Here is an 18,127-nt window from a genome sequence, read left to right as displayed (position 1 = left end):
CGGCAATTTGCCTTTGAAATCACCGGAAAGACAAATTGTCAGACCCAGCCGCGTTTGGCGGCGGCTACTCCTAATTCGAAACGGGAGGTGGCGTCCAGCCGGTCGGAAAGGTTGGCGGTAATTCGCCGGGCGGTGCGCAAGGAAATGCCGAGAAGGCGCGCCACCTGCTCGTCTTTCGCGCCGCCGGCCAATAGCCGGAGTACCTCGGCCTCGTGCGGCGTCAGCGGGCTCTCGTTGTCGCGGTCCTCGGGGGAGAAGAGCTCCGTCGCGCGCGACCAGTAGGCGTCGAACAGCGCGATGGCGAGCGAGACGACGGCGGGGCTGCGGTGGATGACCGCGCCGGCCGTCGGGTTCTGCGGGTCCATCGCCATCACGGCGATCTCGCGATCGAAGATCAGCAGCCGCATCGGCAGGGTCGGCGTCGCGCGCACCTCGCCGCCCAGGCGATGCAGCAGTGCGGCGTAGTCGAGACCCGCCTTGGAGACCGTCATGCTCTGCAGGTAGATGGTGCGCATCTTCAGGCCGCGCTCGAGCAGCGGCATGTCAGGGGAGCGCTCGTCCGGGTGGATGGAGTCGTCCAGGTGGGCCGGGATCATCCCCCAGAAGGTCTCCTTGGTCTTCAGGCCCAGTTCCTCGATCCGCCGGGAGGCATTCGCGCGGCCCTTGAGTACCTCGACATCACCGCTGGAGCGTGACGTCAGCAGCTCGTTGTACTGCTCTGCGATGACCTCGGCCGTCGACTCTGCTTGCTTGAGCTCGTTGAGCCGCTGGTTCAGCTCGCCGCGACGGCGCTCGGCCAGACTGGACAGTCCGACCCGGGGGTGGACCGCATGCTCGGAGTCGGGGTCGGCCCAGGTCGGGACCAGCAGCTCGAGCTTCCGCAGCAGTGCCATCGTGTCCAGCACCTGGGCGATCGGCTGCTTTACCAGCTCGGCAATCTGCTCCGGCGTGCTGTCCGGATGACTGAGGAGGGCGTGGTAGACCGCGAAGGTGGCATCATCCACACCCAGCGGTTCCAGCACAGTTGTCACTCCTTCAGCTCCTGTTCGGAACCGACCATATACAGAATGCGTCGACAATGAGCGCTTGATTGGTTGTCGCCGATTATTTCGAAGGGACGAGTCGTGTTCAAGAAGTGGCTGACTGTAGTCGGATCCGCGCTGCTACTCACAGCGACCGTGATCATTCCGGTGGGCTCCGGGGCCGCCACCGCCGCACCGGCGGGGCCTGGCGATCCCGAGTGTCGTGCCGCGAATCTCTGTTGGTAGATCCGGTCCCGTAGACTGCTGACCGTGGCTCGTGGCGATGGTCGGCTCACTCATGATCTTGACCCGCAGGACCTAGGCCCGCAGGACGCTTGTGGCGTCTTCGGGGTCTGGGCTCCCGGGGAAGAGGTTGCCAAACTCACCTATTTCGGGCTCTACGCTCTGCAGCACCGGGGGCAGGAGTCGGCTGGCATCGCGGTCAGCAACGGCAGTCAGATCCTGGTCTACAAGGACATGGGTCTGGTCAGCCAGGCGTTCGACGAAGCGACGCTCGCCTCCCTCAAGGGGTACATCGCGGTCGGTCACTGCCGGTACTCGACGACCGGGTCGAGCGTCTGGGCCAACGCCCAGCCGACCTTCCGGTCGACCGCGACCGGGTCGATCGCGCTCGGGCACAACGGCAACCTCACCAACACCGGTGAGCTGGCCGCCAGCCTCGGCGGCAGCGGCGACCTCGACCTGGGGCTCGACGCCGGCGTCGAGCACGCGAAGGCGAACGCCAAGCACGGCGCCTCCTCCGACACCGACATCCTCACCTCGATGCTGGCCGGCTACCCGGACCTGACCATCGAGCAGGCCGCCGCCAAGGTGCTGCCGAAGGTCAAGGGCGCCTTCAGCCTGATCTTCATGGACGAGTCCACCCTGTACGCCGCCCGCGACCCGCAGGGCATCCGCCCGCTGGTGCTCGGCCGGCTCGAGCGGGGCTGGGTGATCGCCAGTGAGACCGCCGCGCTGGACATCTGCGGCGCGAGCTTCGTCCGCGAGGTCGAGCCGGGCGAGATCGTCGCGATCGACGAGGACGGCCTGCGCTCCACCAAGTTCGCCACGCCGGACCCCAAGGGCTGCCTGTTCGAGTTCGTCTACCTGGCCCGCCCGGACACCCAGATCTCCGGCCAGCGGATCCACTCCACCCGGGTCGAGATCGGCCGCCGGCTGGCCCGCGAGCACCCGGCCGACGCCGACCTGGTGATCGCCACCCCGGAGTCCGGCGTACCGGGCGCGATCGGGTACGCCGAGGAGTCCGGCATCCCCTACGGATCGGGCCTGGTCAAGAACGCCTACGTCGGCCGCACCTTCATCCAGCCCAGCCAGACCATTCGGCAGCTCGGCATCCGGCTCAAGCTGAACCCGTTGCGCGAGGTGATCGAGGGCAAGCGGCTGGTCGTGGTCGACGACACGATCGTCCGTGGCAACACCCAGCGGGCCGTGATCAAGATGCTGCGCGAGGCCGGTGCGAAGGAGATCCACGTCCGGATCACCGCACCGCCGGTGAAGTGGCCGTGCTTCTACGGCATCGACTTCGCCAGCCGGGCCGAGCTGATCGCCAACGGGCTGAACACCGAGGAGATCTGCCGCTCGCTCGGTGCCGACTCGCTCGGCTACATCGACCTGGACGCGCTGGTCGAGGCGACCACGCTGCCCAAGGACAAGCTGTGCCGCGCCTGTTTCGACGGCGTCTACCCGGTCGAGCTGCCGAGCCCCGAGCACCTGGGCAAGCACCTGCTCGAAGTACCGGTGAGCACCGACGCCGACGGTCTGGCCACCGTGTCCGGTGGCGCCGGCGCCGCGGACGCCCTGTCCCGGCCGTAACGGCTTTGAGGCCCGTAAGCCCCACAAAGGAGAACAACGTGAGCGAGGGCGCGAGCTACGCGGCCGCCGGAGTCGACATCGAGGCCGGTGACCGGGCCGTCGAGCTGATGAAGGAATGGGTGGCCAAGGCGACCCGCCCCGAGGTGGTCGGCGGGCTGGGCGGATTCGCCGGGCTGTTCGACGCCAGTGCGCTGACGGCGTACCGGCGGCCGTTGCTGGCCACGTCCACGGACGGGGTCGGGACCAAGGTCGCGATCGCCCAGAAGCTGGATCGGCACGACACGATCGGGTTCGACCTGGTCGGCATGGTCGTCGACGACCTGGTCGTGTGTGGCGCCGAGCCGCTGTTCATGACCGACTACATCTGCACCGGCAAGGTGGTGCCGGAGACGATCGCGCAGATCGTCAAGGGCATCGCGGAAGCCTGTGTCGAAGCCGGTACTGCGCTCGTCGGTGGCGAGACGGCCGAGCACCCGGGGCTGCTCGAGGCCGACGAGTACGACGTGGCCGGTGCCGCGACCGGAGTCGTGGAAGCCGATGAAGTGATCGGTGCGGACCGGGTCCGTGCGGGTGACGTGGTGGTCGCGATGGCGTCCTCCGGGTTGCACTCGAACGGGTTCAGCCTGGTGCGGCACGTGTTCTTCGACCGGGCCGGCTGGCAGCTCGACCGTGAGGTCCCCGAGCTCGGCGGCACGCTCGGCGAGACGCTGCTGATCCCGACCCGGGTGTACGCGAAGCACTGCCTCGAGCTGATCCGTGAGCTCAACGCTGCCGACGACAAACCGCTGCACGCGATGTCGCACATCACCGGTGGTGGGTTCGCGGCGAACCTGGCCCGGGTCATCCCCGACGACCTCGCGGTCCGGATCGACCGGTCCAGTTGGACGCCGGCGCCGATCTTCGGTCTGGTCGGGCAGCTCGGTGGCGTCCCGCAGCTCGAGCTGGAGAAGACGCTGAACATGGGCGTCGGCATGGTCGCAGTACTGGACCCGGCCGCCGCGGACCGCGCGATCGCAGCCCTGGCCGAACGTGACATCGCCGCCTGGGTCTGCGGCGAGGTCAGCCCCGCAGCTGACACCGGGGCAGGCGTGGAACTCCAAGGCACCTACGCCAACTGAGCCACGGGGCACCCACGGCAAGCTGCTGCGGGTGCCCACACGGGCACGCTGCTGGTTGCCTGCGGGAGTTAGCCGTGGCTACTGCGCCGGGTGTGGCCGCTGCGGTTGAACGATCCGGGGCACCTCGGAAGTCTCCGGGGTGCCGGGGGTCGTGGAGACCTCAGCGTGTCGAAAGGGCAGGCTGGGATCACCTGTCCTGCCGTGTGGTGGAACTACGTCGGCTAACACAATCAACCTGCCCAGACGCCCGGAGGCGCTGGGCAGGTCAGAATGCTGCAGCTTTACCGACGGGGGTGGTAGTCGTCGGCGTCATCGCCGGCGTCAGTGTCGTAGTCACCGTTCACAGAAGCGGCACCGCCCTCGTTCCCGCCGGACAGCTCTTTCTTGAGCTGCTCCAAGTCGGTCTCCCAGGTGCGGTACTTCAGGTCGCGAGCGACCTTCGTCTGCTTGGCCTTTGCACGGCCGCGCCCCATAGCGTCGACCCCCTCGCACAAGTCAACCGGGTACGCAGCGTGGCGCCCACGGATCAGTCGTCAGTAATCGTGGTTCTAGGTTACCCGGAGCCGGTCTCCGACACACGCCCGACCCCCTGACTGGACACCCGAACCGGCCCGATAACGGCCGGGAGACCTGGCCGATCCCCTCAAACCGGCCAGGTCTCCCGCGTCTTTGGCGCCTTACCGCGGCGCTACTTCACCTCGCGACGTGAGCTTGCCCACAGTCCGGCGATCGTCGGCAGGACGATCCAGACACCGATCGCGGTGAGCGTCTCGGGAACCATCCCGTGCAGGTCGCGCTCGGCGATCCGGCCGAAGGCGCCGAACACGTCCAGCCAGTCGGCGTTGCTCTTGAACAGCGCCGGACCGGCCAGCGCCCAGGCGGTCGGGGCGACGAAGAAGACCAGGATGGCGACCGCGGTCTGGGCGATCACCGCACCGAAGGCGGCACCCATGACGACGTTCAGCGCAGTGGTCAGGTAGGCACCGGCAAGGGCACCCCCGAATCCGGCGTACGACGCTCCGTCGCCGCTGATCGAGCCGCCGAGCGCGGTACCAGCCACGGCGAGTACGACGGTGACGCTCAGCACCACGACGCTCAGCACGACCGCGGAGACGAACTTGGCCACCTGGACCCGGATCCGGCGCGGCGACAGCGTGAACGTGGTCAACGCGGTCCGCTGGGTCCACTCGCTCGTCATCGCCATCACGCCGATCACGGGCAGCAGCAGCATCACGCCGGTCGACGCGGCACCCAGGTACCCGTCGAAGGCCTGCTTGCCGTCCTGCATGTGGGTGAGTTCCCAGGTGAGCGCGGCGAGCGCCAGGGCGAGGATGCCGAGAATCAGGACCTGGCCGCTGCGGGTGTTGACCGACTTGCGCAGCTCGATGGTGACGAGTTTGAGGAAGGACTGGCCGCGCGCCGGGGGCAGCGAGGCGCCGACGGCCGCCCGGTGCTTGCCCGGAACCGCCGCAACGGCCGGAGAGGTGATTTCAGAAACAGCCATGGTGTGAGCTCCAGGAAGAAGAAAAAGAAGAAAAGAAAGGGAAGGAAGGCGGGGTGGGGGTGGGGCGTGAGCTCCAGGAAGAAGAAGTTGGTGGATCAGGCTGCGGCGGCGGTGGGGCTGGTGAGCTGGAAGAAGAGTTCTTCCAGGCCGGCGCCGTCGCTTTCGCGGAGTTCGAGGAGGACCTGACCGGCGGCGGCCGCGGCTCGGCCGACCTGCTCGGCGGTGGCGTCGACGCGCAGCGCCCCGTCGTACAGGGGCTCGAGGCTCAGGCCGGCCGCGGTCAGTGCCTGGTTCAGGCCGACGGGGTCGAGACCGCGGACGAGGGTGCCGCTCCCGGCCAGCAGCTCCTCCAGGGAGCCGTTCGCGACGATCCTGCCGCCGCCGATGACGACCAGCTTGTCCACGGTCGCCTGGACCTCACCCAGCAGGTGGCTGGACAGGATCACCGTGCCGCCACGGGAAGCGAAGTCCTGCAACAGCCCACGCATCCACCGGATGCCCTCCGGGTCCATGCCGTTGGCCGGCTCGTCCAGGATCAGCGCGGCCGGGTCGCCGAGCAGAGCGGCCGCGATCCCTAGCCGCTGCCGCATGCCCAGCGAGTACTGCCCGACCCGGCGCTTGGCGGCCGAGCTGAGCCCGACGGCCTCCAGCATCTCGTCCGCCCGGCTGCTCGGTACGCCGAGCAGCGACGCGTTGAGCAGCAACGTCTCGCGGCCGGTGCGGCCCGGGTGCTGGGCCGCCGCGTCCAGCATCACGCCGACGACGCGGCCGGGGTTCGGCAGCTCGGAGTACTTCTTGCCGGCGATCGTGGCCCGACCCGCGCTCGGCGGGGTGAGACCCGTCAGCATGCGCAGGGTGGTGGACTTGCCGGCGCCGTTCGGGCCGAGGAAGCCGGTGATGCTGCCTGGCTCGACGGTGAAGGAGACGTCGCTGACGGCCGTGGTGCCGCCATAGCGCTTGCTGAGGTTCTCGACGGTGATCATGACCGCTACTCTTCCGGCCCGGACCCCCTCGGCACATCGACCGACCGTCTCCGCCGACCCCCTACTTAAGTCGTCGAACCGGCACCTCGACCCCCACCGGAAGAGGGACGAAAGACGTGACCCGGCGCGACTACGCTGACTGAATGCAACGGTTGCGGCGCTGGTATGCCTGGTTCGTCCGGCATGCCCCGCGGCTTCGCGACCTGATGTACGTCGGGTTCAGCCTGCTCACGATCGTCCTGCAAGCCACCTCCAACGGACGCCCCGGCTGGCAGGACAGCGACTGGTTCGTGCTCGGCCTGGGAGCGGTCGCCTCGCTGGCCCTGTGGTGGCGTCGTCGCTTCCCGGTCGTGGTCACCGCCATCGCGGTGATCGCGATGGGTGCCGCCGGCATCTTCATGCCGCTGGGCCTGGCGCTGCTGACGCTGGCGATCCGGCGGCGCGACCTCGCCCTCGCGATCCTGACCGTCGCCGGGTACGTCGCGTACGTCATCCCCACCTCCGAGGGAAGCAACAACCTCTGGGCCGCACTCTTCACCGGTCCCTTCGTGATCGGCACCTGGGTCGCGGTCGGGGCCTACATCGGGGCCCGGCGGGACTTGATGGTGTCGCTGCGGGATCGGGCCGAGCGCGCGGAGGCGGAGCGGGAGCTGAGAGCCGACCAGGCCAGGCTGGGCGAGCGGGCCCGGATTGCCCAGGAGATGCACGACGTACTGGCCCACAAGGTCTCGCTGATCGCGCTGCACGCCGGTGGGCTGGAGGTGAACCCGGCCGTCGGCCCGGAGAAGGTCGAGAGCTCGGCCGGCCTGATCCGCGAGACCGCCCGGCAGGCGATGGAGGACCTCCGCGAGGTTCTCGGCGTACTGCGAGCCGATCTCAGCGAGGATGGCGCCGACCTGGCTCCGGTACCCCGAGCTGCCGACCTGGCCCGTTTGGTCGAGGCGTCGCAGGCGGCCGGAATACAGGTGAGCAGCGAGTTGTCGCTGCCGGACGACGTACCGGCTCTGGTCGGGCGGACGGTCTACCGCGTCGTGCAGGAGGCGCTGACCAATGTGCACAAGCATGCGCGAGGTGTTTCCACCGAAGTACTGGTGAACGGCGCGCCCGGGAGTGGCGTGACGGTGCGGGTGACGAACGTACGGCCGGTCGCTGCTGATTCACTGTTGCCGGGATCCGGCGCAGGGCTGGTCGGCCTGCGCGAGCGGGTCACCCTGGCCGGTGGACGACTCGATGCCGGGCCGACCGCGGACGGCGGCTGGCGGGTCGAGGCCTGGCTGCCCTGGTGAGCGAAGAAGGAGAACGATGACGCGGCTGCTGATCGTGGACGACGAGGCGCTGGTCCGGGCGGGACTGAAGATGATCCTGGAGTCGGCCGACGATCTCGAGGTGGTCGCCGAGGCCGATGACGGCGCGGACGCGGCCGCGATGGTCCGCGAGCACCGGCCGGACGTGGTGCTGATGGACATCCGGATGCCGCGGATGGACGGGCTCGCGGCGACGCGGCAGGTGCAGGAACTGCCCGATCCGCCGAAGGTCGTGGTGCTGACCACGTTCGATCTGGACGACTACGTGTTCCGGGCGCTGCAGGCCGGGGCGAGTGGGTTCCTGCTGAAGGACACTCCGCCGCGCGAGCTGGTCCAGGCGGTCCGGGTGGTGGCGGCCGGGGACGCGATGCTGTCGCCGGCTGTCACGCGCCGGCTGATCGGGCACTTCGCGGCGGACCAGCGGACGGACCGGCAGCGGATCGCGCGGGAGCGGCTGACCGCGCTCACCGACCGCGAGAGCGAAGTACTGGCAGCGGTCGCGCGCGGACTGTCGAACGCCGACATCGGGCGGAAACTGTTCATGAGCGAGGCGACCGTGAAGGCGCACGTCTCGCGGGTGCTGGTGAAACTCGATGCCACCAACCGGGTCCAGGTGGCGATCCTCGCCCACGACGCGGGCCTGCTGGACACGTAGAGACGGGACAACCGGCCGGGGCGTCGTCGGAGGGGGTGGGGGCGACGACGCCACGGCCGGTTGTCAGGTCAGCGGCCCGAGGGGGGAGTCGGGGCCGCTGACGGGCCGGAACTCAGACGCGGCCGAAGGCCACGCTGCTGGTCCAGATCTTCGACTTGCCGATCGGAGTGCCCGGCTTGGAGGAGTGCCACAGCATGTTCGACCCGGCGTAGATGCCGACGTGGTAGACGCCGCCACCACCGCTGCGGAAGAACACCAGGTCGCCCGGCTTCGCGGCGGAGCGGCTGATGTGCTTCGTTGCGCTGTACTGCTGACGCGACGTACGGGGCAGCTTCTTGCCGGCCTTCTTGTACACGTAGCCGGTGTAGCCGGAGCAGTCGAAGCCACGGGTGGTCGTGCCGCCGTAGCGGTACGGCGTGCCCTTGAGCTTCGCGGCCTCGCGCAGAACCTTGGCGCGGAAGGTCGTGGTGGTGCTCGACCCGCCCTTGGGGCCGTAGAGCACGCCGTGCTTGGCGGCCCAGGTCAACCGGTTCCAGGTGGGCTTGGTCATGTAGCCGGTGGGCTTGATGCCCCACGAGGCCTGGAACCTCTTGACCGCTTTGACCGTGCTGGTGCCGAAGTAGTAGTCCTGCTTGAGGTGCAGACGCTTCTGGACGTACTTGACAGTGGAGCCTGAGTCGCGGAAGCGAAGCAGGGGGCGACTGGCGATGCTGCTGGTGCCGCGCACCTGACCGGCCGTGGTGCTGGCCGCGGAGGCGGTCGCCGGAGTGGTGACGACGCTGATCGCGGCTCCACCACCGACTGCGAGACCGACCGAGAGGACGGCTGCCGCGGCGCGAGGGGCGGCCACGGACTTGCTGGACTTGCGGTGCTTTGCCAACGTACGACCGGCGGGCCGGGTACTGGCATCGCTGTTCTGACTGACGGCGCCCTGAAGCGCAGTCCGTCGGGCAGTGACGGGCATGGTTGTCTCCCGACGCCTGTGAAGTTAGCTGTCGGGTTCGGGCTGAGAGTCAATAGCCCGGTCCGCTCCCGCGGACTTCACCCCAGGGACCCGACCACTCACGGTCGGGACCCAACTTCCTGGGTCCCCCACTCCTGCCATGTGGTGTTCGAGGGGAGCGGGTGTGCCTGGCAGGACTCGGCGTTGACACATCCGCAGTTCGGCGCATTTGTCGAACCGCCGACGACTGTATAACAGAATGATCACGGCGCAAACCCTCAAATCGAGAGAGACCCTCCCGAAAGGCCTCAAACGCCTCTCTGACGGCTCAGGGACCTCCGGTAAACATCAGGTGTCCTGAGCGTGTCTGAGCGCGTCTCAGGCCGCCGCACAGCGGACTAATGTGACCCCGGTCACACTGCCTCAGTGGCTGTGTGTGACAACAAGCACAGTGCGTACTCGGGCGCGCCGGAAGTCAGCTCCGGCCGAGCAGCTCCAGCCAGCGCTCCAGGCCCACGTTCCCACCGGACAGCACCACTCCGACGCGGTCGGGGAGGTTGCGGATCCGGCCGGTCAGCAGGGCGGCCAGCGCGCTCGCGCCACTCGGCTCGACGACGATCTTCAGCCGCTCGAAGGCGAACTTCATCGCCGCCCGGATCTCGTCGTCGGTGACGAGTTCGATCCCGTCGACCAGCCGCTGAACGATCGGGAACGTGAGTTCCCCGGGGCTGGCGATCGCCTGGCCGTCGGCGATCGTCCGCGGTACGCCGATCTCCACCCGCTCCCCAGCCTTCAGCGAGCGGGCCGTGTCATCGCCCGCAGCCGGCTCGACACCTATCACTCGGATCCCTGGTGACAGTGCGGACGCCGCCGTCGCACAACCGGCGATGAGCCCGCCGCCTCCGATCGGCACCAGCAAAGCGCCGAGGGGCCCGACGTCCTCGATCAGCTCCAGGGCAACCGTGCCCTGCCCGGCCATGACGTCGTAGTGGTCGTACGGCGGAATCAGGGTCAGCCCGCGTTCCTCGGCCAGCTGGTTCGCCAGGACCGCCCGATCCTGGGAGTACCGGTCATAGGTCACGACCTCGGCGCCGTACCCGCGGGTGGCCGCCAGTTTGGTGGGTGGCGAGTCGGTCGGCATCAGGTTCACCGCGGTCGTCCCGGCCAGTTTGGCGGCCAGCGCGACCGCTTGCGCGTGGTTCCCCGACGAGTACGCCACGACGCCGGCAGCCAGCTGTTCGGGGGACAGCCGGCTGATCGCGTTGAAGGCGCCGCGGAACTTGAACGCGCCAATCCGCTGGAAGTTCTCCGCCTTCAGGAACACCTCGGCGCCCACCCGCTCGTTCAGCGTGCGCGACGTCAGGACCGGAGTACGGTGCGCGACCCCGGCGATTCGTTCGGCCGCCGCCTGCACGTCGGCGAGAGTCAGCTCAGTCATGCCGCGACGCTATGTCAAAGTGGCGGAGCCCGCTCCGTACTGATGACGAGAGGTTCCCAGCTCGGGGGCCGACGGTGAAGGAGAGATCGTGAAATACCTGGTGGTGCTGAACATCAACCCCGACGTACTGGCTGCCCTGAGTGAAGAGGAGCAGCAGGCGATCTTCGACGGGCACGAGAAGTTCCTGAAGGTGGTGCAGGAGTCGGGCGAGTTCCACAGCACGGTCGCGCTGGCCGAGCCGGCGAAGACGTCGGTGGTGAAGGTTCGGGACGGGGTACCGGCGGTGACGGACGGACCGTTCCTGGAGGCCAAGGAGTTCCTGGCGGGCTACTACCTGCTGGACTGCGCGACCCCGGAGCGTGCCGTCGAGCTGGCCGCGATGATCCCGGACGCGGGGATCGAGGGGCTCGGCGTGGAGGTTCGCGAGGTAATCCACGAGCTGGGTCTCTGACCTGGCCCGGACAGACACAACGGCAGCAGCTCCGCTTCGGGGAACTGCTGCCGTTGCTTGCTGTACTGCGGACCGGCCCGGTCAGGCGGTCTGGTCGTCGACGTCCGCGTCGCCGGCGTGCTTCTTGATCGACTCGATCCCGCCCAGCGCGCCGGCCTTCGTCTGGTAGCTCTCGCTGCTGGCGATCACCTCGCCGTTGCCGGCCTTGAGCCGGAACCGGAACCCGCCGGACTTGTCTTCGTAAAGCTCGAACTTCCCCGCCATGACGTACCTCCGTGTAATCGGGTGACTCCGCTACGGAGCGTAGACCTCACGCGTCAGTTCCGTCTGTAGGCGGTGATGTGTGTGTCGCGGGAGACCGGCCCACCGAACCGGAGCCGGTCGTACCCGGTGAACTCGGGCTCGAGGGCGTCCAGCTCGTCGACGAACGGTTTGGCCTCGACGGGGTCGGCGGCCGCGTCGATCGCCGCGACCAGTTCGCCCTTGCGCCGGATCGTTGCCGGGGACACCGAATGCAGGCAGACGTACTGCCCACTCAGGTAGGCCTCCCACTCCTCGTTGCCCTCGGCCACATCCGCCCAGTGCCCGACGAACCAGTCCTGCAGCTCGTCGATGCCGACCTGGTCAGCCAGCGCGAAGTAGTCGGCCGGCACCATCTCGGCGCCGTCACTGCGCAGATAACTCGGCAGTGGAAGCTTCTCCGCCAGCATCAGGGCCCGTACTGCGTCCGCGTCGCGACCGTGTTCGGCGCAGAGCTCGTCCAGGACGCGGAACTGCCTCGTCACGTAGGCATCGTCATCCGCCGTCATCGGGTGGACGCCGTTGATCTCCAGGTATCGCTGCCGCACAGCTGCTCGACTCATACCGGCGACGGTAATCCCGCAATACTTCGGCGCAGCCCTAACTGTCCTTGAGATCCGCCAGTACTCCGCGGATGCCCGCGACGGCGAGGTTGATGCCGAGCGCGTAGTACCGGTCGGTCGAGGCGGGACAGATCAGGGTGTCCGCGGCCGAGGTGATCAGCGGATAGCGGTGCGGCGACAGCGCTGAGAGCGAGGCGCGCTTGGCGCGCAAGGCGTCCTCGCGGGCGATCGGGTCGGTGTCCTCGTTGGCGCCGGGCTCGGTGGTGACCAGGGTGATCAACCCGCAGAGCGACTGCCGGCCGACCTCTGCCGCGTCGTCGACGGAGAAGCCGCCCTGCGTCAGCAGCTCCATCGTCCGCTCGCCCATCGCCAGCCCTTCTGGGCAGATCAGGATCCGGTACAGCGTCAGCCCGGCGACCTTCGGATGCGGCCGGAGAGCGGCGACAAAAGCGGCCAGTACTGCGTGCAGCTGCGCCTCCCACGGCTCGTCGGTCGGCTCGGGCAGGGCGATGTCGGCCAGGATCCGGTCGCCGACAGCCGCGAGCAGGTCGTCCTTGTCGGCGAAGTGCCGGTAGATGGCCATCGGCGTCACGTCGTGCAGCTGGGCCAGCCGGCGAATGGTCAGCGCCTCCAGCCCTTCGGCGTCGGCGAGCCGCAGCGCGCTGGTCGCGAGCTGGGCCGGGTCGAGGCGCTTGGTGGTCTGGGTGCTGGTCGGGGTCACGTTGACAAGTTTACAACGTAGACCTACCGTCTACTAAGTACGCATACAGCGTATACATACAACGTAGACATCCTCTGTGAGGTAGGCATGCGACGCAGTCCCTGGGCGACACTCGCGGTGTTGGCTCTAGCGCAGTTCATCGTGGTGCTCGACGTGACGATCGTGAACGTCGCGCTGCCCGACATCCAGGCGGACCTGAACTTCTCCGCCGACTCGCTGCAGTGGGTGATCAACGCCTACACGCTGCTCTTCGGAGGCTTCCTGCTGCTCGGTGGCCGGATGGCCGACCTGCTCGGCCCGCGCCGGGTGTTCATCGGCGGCCTGGTGCTCTTCGGGGTGGCCTCGATGGTGGCCGGGCTGGCCAACTCGTCGGAGTTCCTGATCGGCGCCCGCGCAGTACAGGGTCTTGGTGGCGCGTTGCTGTCGCCTGCCGCGCTGGCGATCCTGACCGTCACCTTCGCGCACGGCCGGGAGCGGAACATCGCGATGGGCGTGTGGGGCGGTCTGGCCGGTCTCGGCGGCACTCTCGGCGTGGTGGCCGGCGGATTGCTGGTCGATTCGCTGAGCTGGAAATGGATCTTCTTCGTGAACGTCCCGATCGTGGTCGTTCTGATCGCGCTGATCCCGGTCTTCGTCCGCGACACCCGGCACAACGAGAACCGAGGCCGGACGTTCGACACGGCCGGCGCCGTTCTCAGTACTGCGGGTCTGCTGGCGGTCGTGTACGGCGTCGTCCGGTCGGAGCCCAAGGGCTGGGGCTCGGGCGAGGTCATGTTCTTCCTGATCGCGGGTGTTGCGCTGCTGGCCGCCTTCGTGTTCGTCGAGGCGCGGTCGAAGGCGCCGCTGGTGCCGCTGCGGTTGTTCCGTTCGCGGGCGCTCAGTGTGTCGAGCGGGGCGCTGGCTCTGAACGGCGCGGGCTTCCTGTCGATGTTCTTCCTGACCGCCATCTACCTGCAGCAGGTGCGCGGCGACTCCGCGCTCGAGGCGGGCGTGCACTTCCTGCCGATGGGTGGGGCAGCGATCGTTGCCGCAGTACTGGCCTCTCAGTTGGTTCAGCGGCTCGGCACGCGCACTGTGCAACTGTCCGGGGCGGCGCTCAGTGTGGTCGGGCTTCTGCTGCTCTCACAGGCCGATGCGACCGGGAGCTACACCACTCAACTGCTGCCGGGCTTGGTCATCTTCGGCTTCGGCATCCTCGGCGTCGGCGTACCGGCACAGATCACCGCGGTCTCGGAGGTCGAGCACCATGAGGCTGGTGCCGCGTCGGGTGTGGTCAACGCGATGTACCAGGTCGGCGGCGCACTCGGACTCGCGATCGTGACGACACTGTCCATCACCCGTACTACGGAAGCGATTGCGGCGGGAGTCCCGCAGCAGCAGGCACTCGTCGAGGGGTTCCAGCGCGGGCTGCTCGTTGCGGCCGGCTTCGCGATCGCCAACGCCGTACTGACCCTGGCCTCGCCCCAACTCCAGCCGGACGCGGAACAGATCGCGGAGGCGGCTGTCGCTGCGTGATCCCCGGCCGTCGGTCCGCTACTTGTTCGCCTGGTAAATGGCGGCGGTGGTGGTCCGGCGGCTCGGTGGTTCCCAGGTCGTGCTGCTGACAGTGGTGAAGCCCGCATCCGCAAGCTCCGCAGCGATCCCGGCCGGCTGCCACTTCTGGTGCACCGAGATGACGAGTCGCGCGCCAGGCTTCATCACCCGCCGAATCTCGGCGTACGCCGCCTGCCGGTCCTCCCACAGCTGGATGTTGTTGACCGACAGCACCACATGCGCGGATTGGTCCGGCTGATGCGTGTCGGCCGCGTCCCCACGAATCAACTGCACCTTTCCGGCCTCGACCAACTCACCGCAGTTATGCCGAGCCGCCAGCAACATCGTGTCGGACGGATCCACCCCGACCACAATCCCGGCGTACTCCGCAGCCGCAATCAACCCAACCCCAGGCCCCGGCCCAAGCACCAACACATGTTCTTTAGCCTGCAACCGCGCCAACCCCACCACATGCTTCTCAGTAAGCCCATTCCCCCGAGCCATCACCCACCCCCCAACCCGCCCCAAAACCCCCTCAGGCCGCCCAAACCCCTTACGCGCCAGCTTCTCCCCAAACGCACCCATACCCCATAACACCACGCAAAAGGCCAACCTTTCGCGCTCATCAGCCCGACCCCCACGGAGCACAGACGCCGCTCAACCGGTTAGTTGAAGGCTGCATGGCGTTGTCGACTTAACACTCTTCGTAACTAACGGCCGTTTGGCGTTCTGCCGCCGGGGTCAAACTCCAGAGGGGGCTGACTGTCGCCGTCCCGGGACGGACATGCTGCGCCTTCCGCCGGCGCAGGACGCACGGAAGAGGGGTCGGGACTTGGATGTCGAGACGCTTGCAGCCGATGACTGGAAGATCTTGCGGGATGTCCGCCTGCGGGCCCTGGAGGACTCGCCGACGGCCTACATCTCCAGCCGGCAAACGGAGATCGGGTGGACCGAGGCGCGCTGGCGACAGAGCTTCGAGGGCTCGGTCTGGGTGGTCGCGCGGGGCCCGCAGGAGATCGTCGGGATGACCCGGTCGGTCCGTGTCGAGCACCGGCCGGCCTTCGAACGCCACCTCGAGTCCGTCTGGGTCGAGCCGGGCCACCGGCGGACCGGCGTCCTGCGAACCCTCCTGCGCTACCTCGCCGAGCTCGAACCAGAAGTCCAGGAATGGCGAGTCTGGGTGCTGACCGACAACGTCGAGGCGCGGACGGCGTACGAGCGGCTGGGTTTCCGGTCGACCGGTGAACGTCAGCCGCTGAACGACGCGTCAGGCCGGAGTGAGGAGCGACTCGGACTCAGTCTCGGCGGACACCGCGAGCTGTGATCCGGATGCGGTCCAGCCGAGGCCGTAGCCGCCGGATCGCCAGGTGGTGAGGCCCAGCTCGTCGAGGGCGTCACGTTCGCTGAGGACCGAGCCGTCGCCGCGCAGTACCGTCTGCCAGCGGTTCTCGTCTTCTCGCCAGGCGTCGATGAAGTCGGCACACACCTCGTTGGAGATGTCGTCCAGCTGGTCTTTGGCGCAGCCGAGCGAGGTCAGCATCTCGGTCATCCGCCAGGAGTCGACGGCGCCGTCCTTGTCCATCGCGTCCGTCAGCCGCTCCGCCGTTTCCCCGATCAGGAGCTCGCGCCCTTCCCGGACCTGCTGCCAGAACCGTGGCTTCGCCGCGGCGGCCAGCTGGTCCTTGAACTCCCAGCCCCCCGTGCCTTCGAACAAGTTGTAGAGACCCTCGGCGAGCAGATCGCCGAATTCCTCGCGCTTGGCCCGCATCGGGTCGAGGAACGGCTCGTACTCCTCCTGGCCCACCTCGCCGATCTTCGGCAGGGACCGGGCGGCCGCGTGCCGGGCGAAGAAGAACCAGTCCTCGTTGTAGATGTCGGGGAAGAAGGACATCGCGGGGTGCTGCGTGCTGACCGCGAGCACGGCACCGCTGACGAAGACGTCCTGCTTGAACCCCGCCTCACGCCGCGCGTGGCAGACGACCGAGTTGTCGGGGTACTCCCGGCTGGCCATCGCCGCGACCGGGTGGCGGTCGAGTTGAGCGGCCATCCGGTGGATGTGCTGGGCGCGGAGCTGGAAGATGTCGTCGTCGACGAAGAGGATCTTCTTCCAGCCGCGCCGCCGGGCCAGCCGGAGGCCGAGGTTGCGCTTGATGCTGAGATCGCTCGACCGCCCGGCGCTGACGTCGAGGAAGTTCTGGCCCGAGGTGAGCGGGGACCACTGGGTCGGGTAGCCCTGGGGTACGTCGATGATCAGCGCCCGCGCGCCGAAGGTCGCGGCGACCCGATCGGCGACCCGGTCGACCTGCGCCTGCCGGCTGCACAGCACCACGAGCGGCACCGACAGTGCGGCCGAGAGCGTGATGATGTGCTGCGGCAGCGAGGCCCGGGCGGCCGGCACCACGATCGCGTCGAGACCGCTGCGGGTGGTCGGGACGACGGACTTCGACACGTCGCGCAGCAGGGAGGCGTGCGACTGCTGGTGCTTGAAATGACGGCTCACTTCGCGGCCGCCTTGTCGGTCGGGGACCACTCGTACAGCCGGTTCTCCTCGATCTCGAGGTCCGGCGAGATCGCTTCGCCGTTCACCACCGGCACCCGCAGCAGCAGGGCGAACGAGCCCTCCGGGAAATGGCTGGACAAGAAGGCCTCGTTTCGTTCGCGGACGCGGACGTCGGTCAGGGTCCGGACGGCGCCCAGGACGCCGCGGCTGTGGATGCCGTTGCAGATGGTGAGTGTGCGGCTGTGGTTGAACGGATTCCGCACCCGGGTGATCAGGGCGACGTCCTCGACCAGCTCGGGACCGTCACTGGTTTCCTCCCACTGCGGGCGGAACTCCTTGTTGGCGTCGCTGGCCTTGAAGATCTCGCCGGTCTTGAGGTCGGCCACCTCGAACTGGGAGACCGGCAGTTCGCGCAGGGTCTTCAGCAGCCGCTTGGTGACGTGGTTCAGACCGATGCCACCGAGCACGATCACGTGGCTGGACATGTCGTCGGCCATCACCTCCGACGGCAGCCGGTGGACGATCTGCAGCTCGGGGTTGGAGGCCCGGATGTGTCCCCAGAGCTCCATCAGCGCGTCGAGGTCGGCGTACCGGAACATCCGGGTGTAGTTGGGGTGGCGCTCGTCGGCCAGCGGGTGCGAGAACTCCCGGCCCGTTTCGGGGTTGACGATCGGCACGGCCTCAGGGCAGATGATCGTGATCGGGCCGCTCTCGAAGTCCCAGGTGTAGGAGCCGCCGCCCCCTGAACCCGATGCGCCGCTCTGGTTGCGGACCGCGTCGCGCAGTCCGACCAGTTCGTGGTGCAGTTTTTCGAAGCGCTCCCGCTCGGGCGGGGTCAGGTCCCGCTCGGCCAGCAGGTGCGGGGTGCCCTCGTGGCTGCGGTCGGTACAGAAGAACAGTGCGTAGGAGCGCAGCCGCTCGGCCGGGGGCAGCTTCGGGTTGGACAGTGATTCCCAGGAGCTGATCGTGGCCACCGCCACCCGCGAGTCGTCGCTCAGCGCGTTGGCGAGGTCCCGCTGAGTCAGCCCGGACTCATCGGACTCACGCAGGCCGCGGAGCCGCCTGGCGAGCCTTACGGCCTCTGAAGAAGGGGCCACTGTCACTCCCGATCTGTCGGCGCCCCGCACGTCGCGAGCGCTACAACGGCGATGCTATACCCACCTACACCGGAAACACCCAACTGTACTGCTTACTACTTTGTAACGCGTGGTGTCAGTTCAGCTAGTTGGAGTGCCGTCATGGCCGCAGGCTCCCGCCGT

Annotated in this window: 19 protein-coding genes and 1 riboswitch; of the genes, 7 read left to right on the top strand and 12 right to left on the bottom strand. The window is 68.1% G+C overall.

From position 1 onward, the window contains the following. Positions 1-38: 38 nt before the first annotated feature. Positions 39-1,031, bottom strand: a complete 993-nt coding sequence (locus AB0F51_RS06725) for a LuxR C-terminal-related transcriptional regulator (RefSeq protein ID WP_360275146.1) — start codon at positions 1,029-1,031, stop codon at positions 39-41. Between the two features lie 261 nt (positions 1,032-1,292). On the opposite strand from AB0F51_RS06725, the gene purF reads away from it, so the two are divergent. Further along, positions 1,293-2,855, top strand: a complete 1,563-nt coding sequence (gene purF / locus AB0F51_RS06720) for an amidophosphoribosyltransferase (RefSeq protein ID WP_360275143.1) — start codon at positions 1,293-1,295, stop codon at positions 2,853-2,855. A gap of 38 nt (positions 2,856-2,893) precedes the next feature. Continuing rightward, positions 2,894-3,973 carry a phosphoribosylformylglycinamidine cyclo-ligase gene (gene purM / locus AB0F51_RS06715; protein WP_360275140.1) on the top strand — a complete coding sequence of 360 codons (1,080 nt, stop codon included), beginning with the start codon at positions 2,894-2,896 and terminating at the stop codon, positions 3,971-3,973. 281 nt (positions 3,974-4,254) lie between these two features. On the opposite strand, the gene AB0F51_RS06710 is transcribed toward purM, so the two are convergent. The 3 genes from AB0F51_RS06710 to AB0F51_RS06700 all read right to left on the bottom strand — a co-directional run bounded on the left by AB0F51_RS06710 (position 4,255) and on the right by AB0F51_RS06700 (position 6,460). After that, entirely contained in the window at positions 4,255-4,446 is a 192-nt protein-coding gene (locus AB0F51_RS06710; protein ID WP_360275137.1) for a DUF3073 domain-containing protein, read from the bottom strand. A 215-nt stretch (positions 4,447-4,661) separates the two neighbouring features. Further along, positions 4,662-5,477 carry an ABC transporter permease gene (locus AB0F51_RS06705; protein WP_360275134.1) on the bottom strand — a complete coding sequence of 272 codons (816 nt, stop codon included), beginning with the start codon at positions 5,475-5,477 and terminating at the stop codon, positions 4,662-4,664. A 95-nt stretch (positions 5,478-5,572) separates the two neighbouring features. After that, positions 5,573-6,460: an ABC transporter ATP-binding protein gene (locus tag AB0F51_RS06700; protein WP_360275132.1), complete on the bottom strand. Its 888-nt coding sequence runs from the start codon at positions 6,458-6,460 to the stop codon at positions 5,573-5,575. 143 nt (positions 6,461-6,603) lie between these two features. Between AB0F51_RS06700 and AB0F51_RS06695 the strand changes: the two genes are divergently transcribed. Next, entirely contained in the window at positions 6,604-7,746 is a 1,143-nt protein-coding gene (locus AB0F51_RS06695; protein WP_360275129.1) for a histidine kinase, read from the top strand. Positions 7,747-7,762: 16 nt separating this feature from the next. Beyond that, the gene (locus AB0F51_RS06690; protein WP_360275126.1) at positions 7,763-8,419 is read left to right on the top strand and encodes a response regulator transcription factor; all 657 of its coding nucleotides are present in this window, start codon (positions 7,763-7,765) and stop codon (positions 8,417-8,419) included. A gap of 112 nt (positions 8,420-8,531) precedes the next feature. Here AB0F51_RS06690 and AB0F51_RS06685 read toward each other — a convergent pair whose 3' ends face one another. Beyond that, entirely contained in the window at positions 8,532-9,383 is an 852-nt protein-coding gene (locus AB0F51_RS06685; protein WP_360275123.1) for an NlpC/P60 family protein, read from the bottom strand. Continuing rightward, a riboswitch (cyclic di-AMP (ydaO/yuaA leader) is annotated at positions 9,383-9,576 on the bottom strand. Its footprint overlaps the gene before it by 1 nt. Positions 9,577-9,837: 261 nt before the next feature. Continuing rightward, complete coding sequence (locus AB0F51_RS06680) at positions 9,838-10,800, bottom strand: threo-3-hydroxy-L-aspartate ammonia-lyase (protein ID WP_360275120.1); 963 nt, start codon at positions 10,798-10,800, stop codon at positions 9,838-9,840. Between the two features lie 88 nt (positions 10,801-10,888). Between AB0F51_RS06680 and AB0F51_RS06675 the strand changes: the two genes are divergently transcribed. Further along, positions 10,889-11,251, top strand: coding sequence for a YciI family protein (locus AB0F51_RS06675; protein ID WP_360275117.1), 363 nt, complete (start codon positions 10,889-10,891; stop codon positions 11,249-11,251). 81 nt (positions 11,252-11,332) lie between these two features. Here AB0F51_RS06675 and AB0F51_RS06670 read toward each other — a convergent pair whose 3' ends face one another. From AB0F51_RS06670 to AB0F51_RS06660, 3 genes are read right to left on the bottom strand one after another with little or no spacing between them, the layout of a single operon-like run. After that, complete coding sequence (locus AB0F51_RS06670; RefSeq protein ID WP_360275115.1) at positions 11,333-11,515, bottom strand: YegP family protein; 183 nt, start codon at positions 11,513-11,515, stop codon at positions 11,333-11,335. A 53-nt stretch (positions 11,516-11,568) separates the two neighbouring features. Beyond that, positions 11,569-12,114: a DUF6058 family natural product biosynthesis protein gene (locus tag AB0F51_RS06665; RefSeq protein ID WP_360275111.1), complete on the bottom strand. Its 546-nt coding sequence runs from the start codon at positions 12,112-12,114 to the stop codon at positions 11,569-11,571. Positions 12,115-12,151: 37 nt separating this feature from the next. Then, positions 12,152-12,835: a TetR/AcrR family transcriptional regulator gene (locus tag AB0F51_RS06660; RefSeq protein WP_360275108.1), complete on the bottom strand. Its 684-nt coding sequence runs from the start codon at positions 12,833-12,835 to the stop codon at positions 12,152-12,154. Between the two features lie 87 nt (positions 12,836-12,922). Here AB0F51_RS06660 and AB0F51_RS06655 point away from each other — a divergent pair, with 87 nt between their 5' ends. Beyond that, positions 12,923-14,350, top strand: a complete 1,428-nt coding sequence (locus AB0F51_RS06655; RefSeq protein ID WP_360275105.1) for a DHA2 family efflux MFS transporter permease subunit — start codon at positions 12,923-12,925, stop codon at positions 14,348-14,350. A gap of 18 nt (positions 14,351-14,368) precedes the next feature. Here the strand turns inward: AB0F51_RS06655 and AB0F51_RS06650 are convergent, their stop codons facing one another. After that, entirely contained in the window at positions 14,369-14,872 is a 504-nt protein-coding gene (locus tag AB0F51_RS06650) for a class I SAM-dependent methyltransferase (protein ID WP_360275102.1), read from the bottom strand. A gap of 328 nt (positions 14,873-15,200) precedes the next feature. Between AB0F51_RS06650 and AB0F51_RS06645 the strand changes: the two genes are divergently transcribed. Next, a complete protein-coding gene (locus tag AB0F51_RS06645) occupies positions 15,201-15,692 on the top strand; it encodes a GNAT family N-acetyltransferase (RefSeq protein ID WP_360275100.1) in 492 nt (163 codons plus the stop codon). Here AB0F51_RS06645 and AB0F51_RS06640 read toward each other — a convergent pair. Together AB0F51_RS06640 and AB0F51_RS06635 are read right to left on the bottom strand one after the other, a co-directional pair. Next, positions 15,636-16,868, bottom strand: a complete 1,233-nt coding sequence (locus AB0F51_RS06640; RefSeq protein ID WP_360275097.1) for a hypothetical protein — start codon at positions 16,866-16,868, stop codon at positions 15,636-15,638. The two genes, AB0F51_RS06645 and AB0F51_RS06640, sit on opposite strands and share 57 nt — an antisense overlap. Further along, entirely contained in the window at positions 16,865-17,965 is a 1,101-nt protein-coding gene (locus AB0F51_RS06635; RefSeq protein WP_360275094.1) for a hypothetical protein, read from the bottom strand. The genes AB0F51_RS06640 and AB0F51_RS06635 overlap by 4 nt, the downstream gene beginning before the upstream one ends. Positions 17,966-18,127 lie beyond the last annotated feature (162 nt).

The organism is Kribbella sp. NPDC023855, assembly GCF_040639475.1.
Taxonomy (GTDB): domain Bacteria; phylum Actinomycetota; class Actinomycetes; order Propionibacteriales; family Kribbellaceae; genus Kribbella.
The sequence above is the reverse complement of the archived record's forward strand: the minus strand, read 5'-3'. Positions and strand labels throughout refer to the sequence as shown.

Bases quoted from the DNA above. Each gene is read 5' to 3' on its own strand.
- AB0F51_RS06665 (WP_360275111.1), bottom strand. From the start codon at position 12,114: ATGAGTCGAGCAGCTGTGCGGCAGCGATACCTGGAGATCAACGGCGTC.
- AB0F51_RS06700 (WP_360275132.1), bottom strand. From the start codon at position 6,460: ATGATCACCGTCGAGAACCTCAGCAAGCGCTATGGCGGCACCACGGCC.
- AB0F51_RS06650 (WP_360275102.1), bottom strand. From the start codon at position 14,872: ATGGCTCGGGGGAATGGGCTTACTGAGAAGCATGTGGTGGGGTTGGCG.
- AB0F51_RS06705 (WP_360275134.1), bottom strand. From the start codon at position 5,477: ATGGCTGTTTCTGAAATCACCTCTCCGGCCGTTGCGGCGGTTCCGGGC.
- AB0F51_RS06680 (WP_360275120.1), bottom strand. From the start codon at position 10,800: ATGACTGAGCTGACTCTCGCCGACGTGCAGGCGGCGGCCGAACGAATC.
- AB0F51_RS06670 (WP_360275115.1), bottom strand. From the start codon at position 11,515: ATGGCGGGGAAGTTCGAGCTTTACGAAGACAAGTCCGGCGGGTTCCGG.
- AB0F51_RS06685 (WP_360275123.1), bottom strand. From the start codon at position 9,383: ATGCCCGTCACTGCCCGACGGACTGCGCTTCAGGGCGCCGTCAGTCAG.
- AB0F51_RS06710 (WP_360275137.1), bottom strand. From the start codon at position 4,446: ATGGGGCGCGGCCGTGCAAAGGCCAAGCAGACGAAGGTCGCTCGCGAC.
- AB0F51_RS06690 (WP_360275126.1), top strand. From the start codon at position 7,763: ATGACGCGGCTGCTGATCGTGGACGACGAGGCGCTGGTCCGGGCGGGA.
- AB0F51_RS06655 (WP_360275105.1), top strand. From the start codon at position 12,923: ATGCGACGCAGTCCCTGGGCGACACTCGCGGTGTTGGCTCTAGCGCAG.
- AB0F51_RS06695 (WP_360275129.1), top strand. From the start codon at position 6,604: ATGCAACGGTTGCGGCGCTGGTATGCCTGGTTCGTCCGGCATGCCCCG.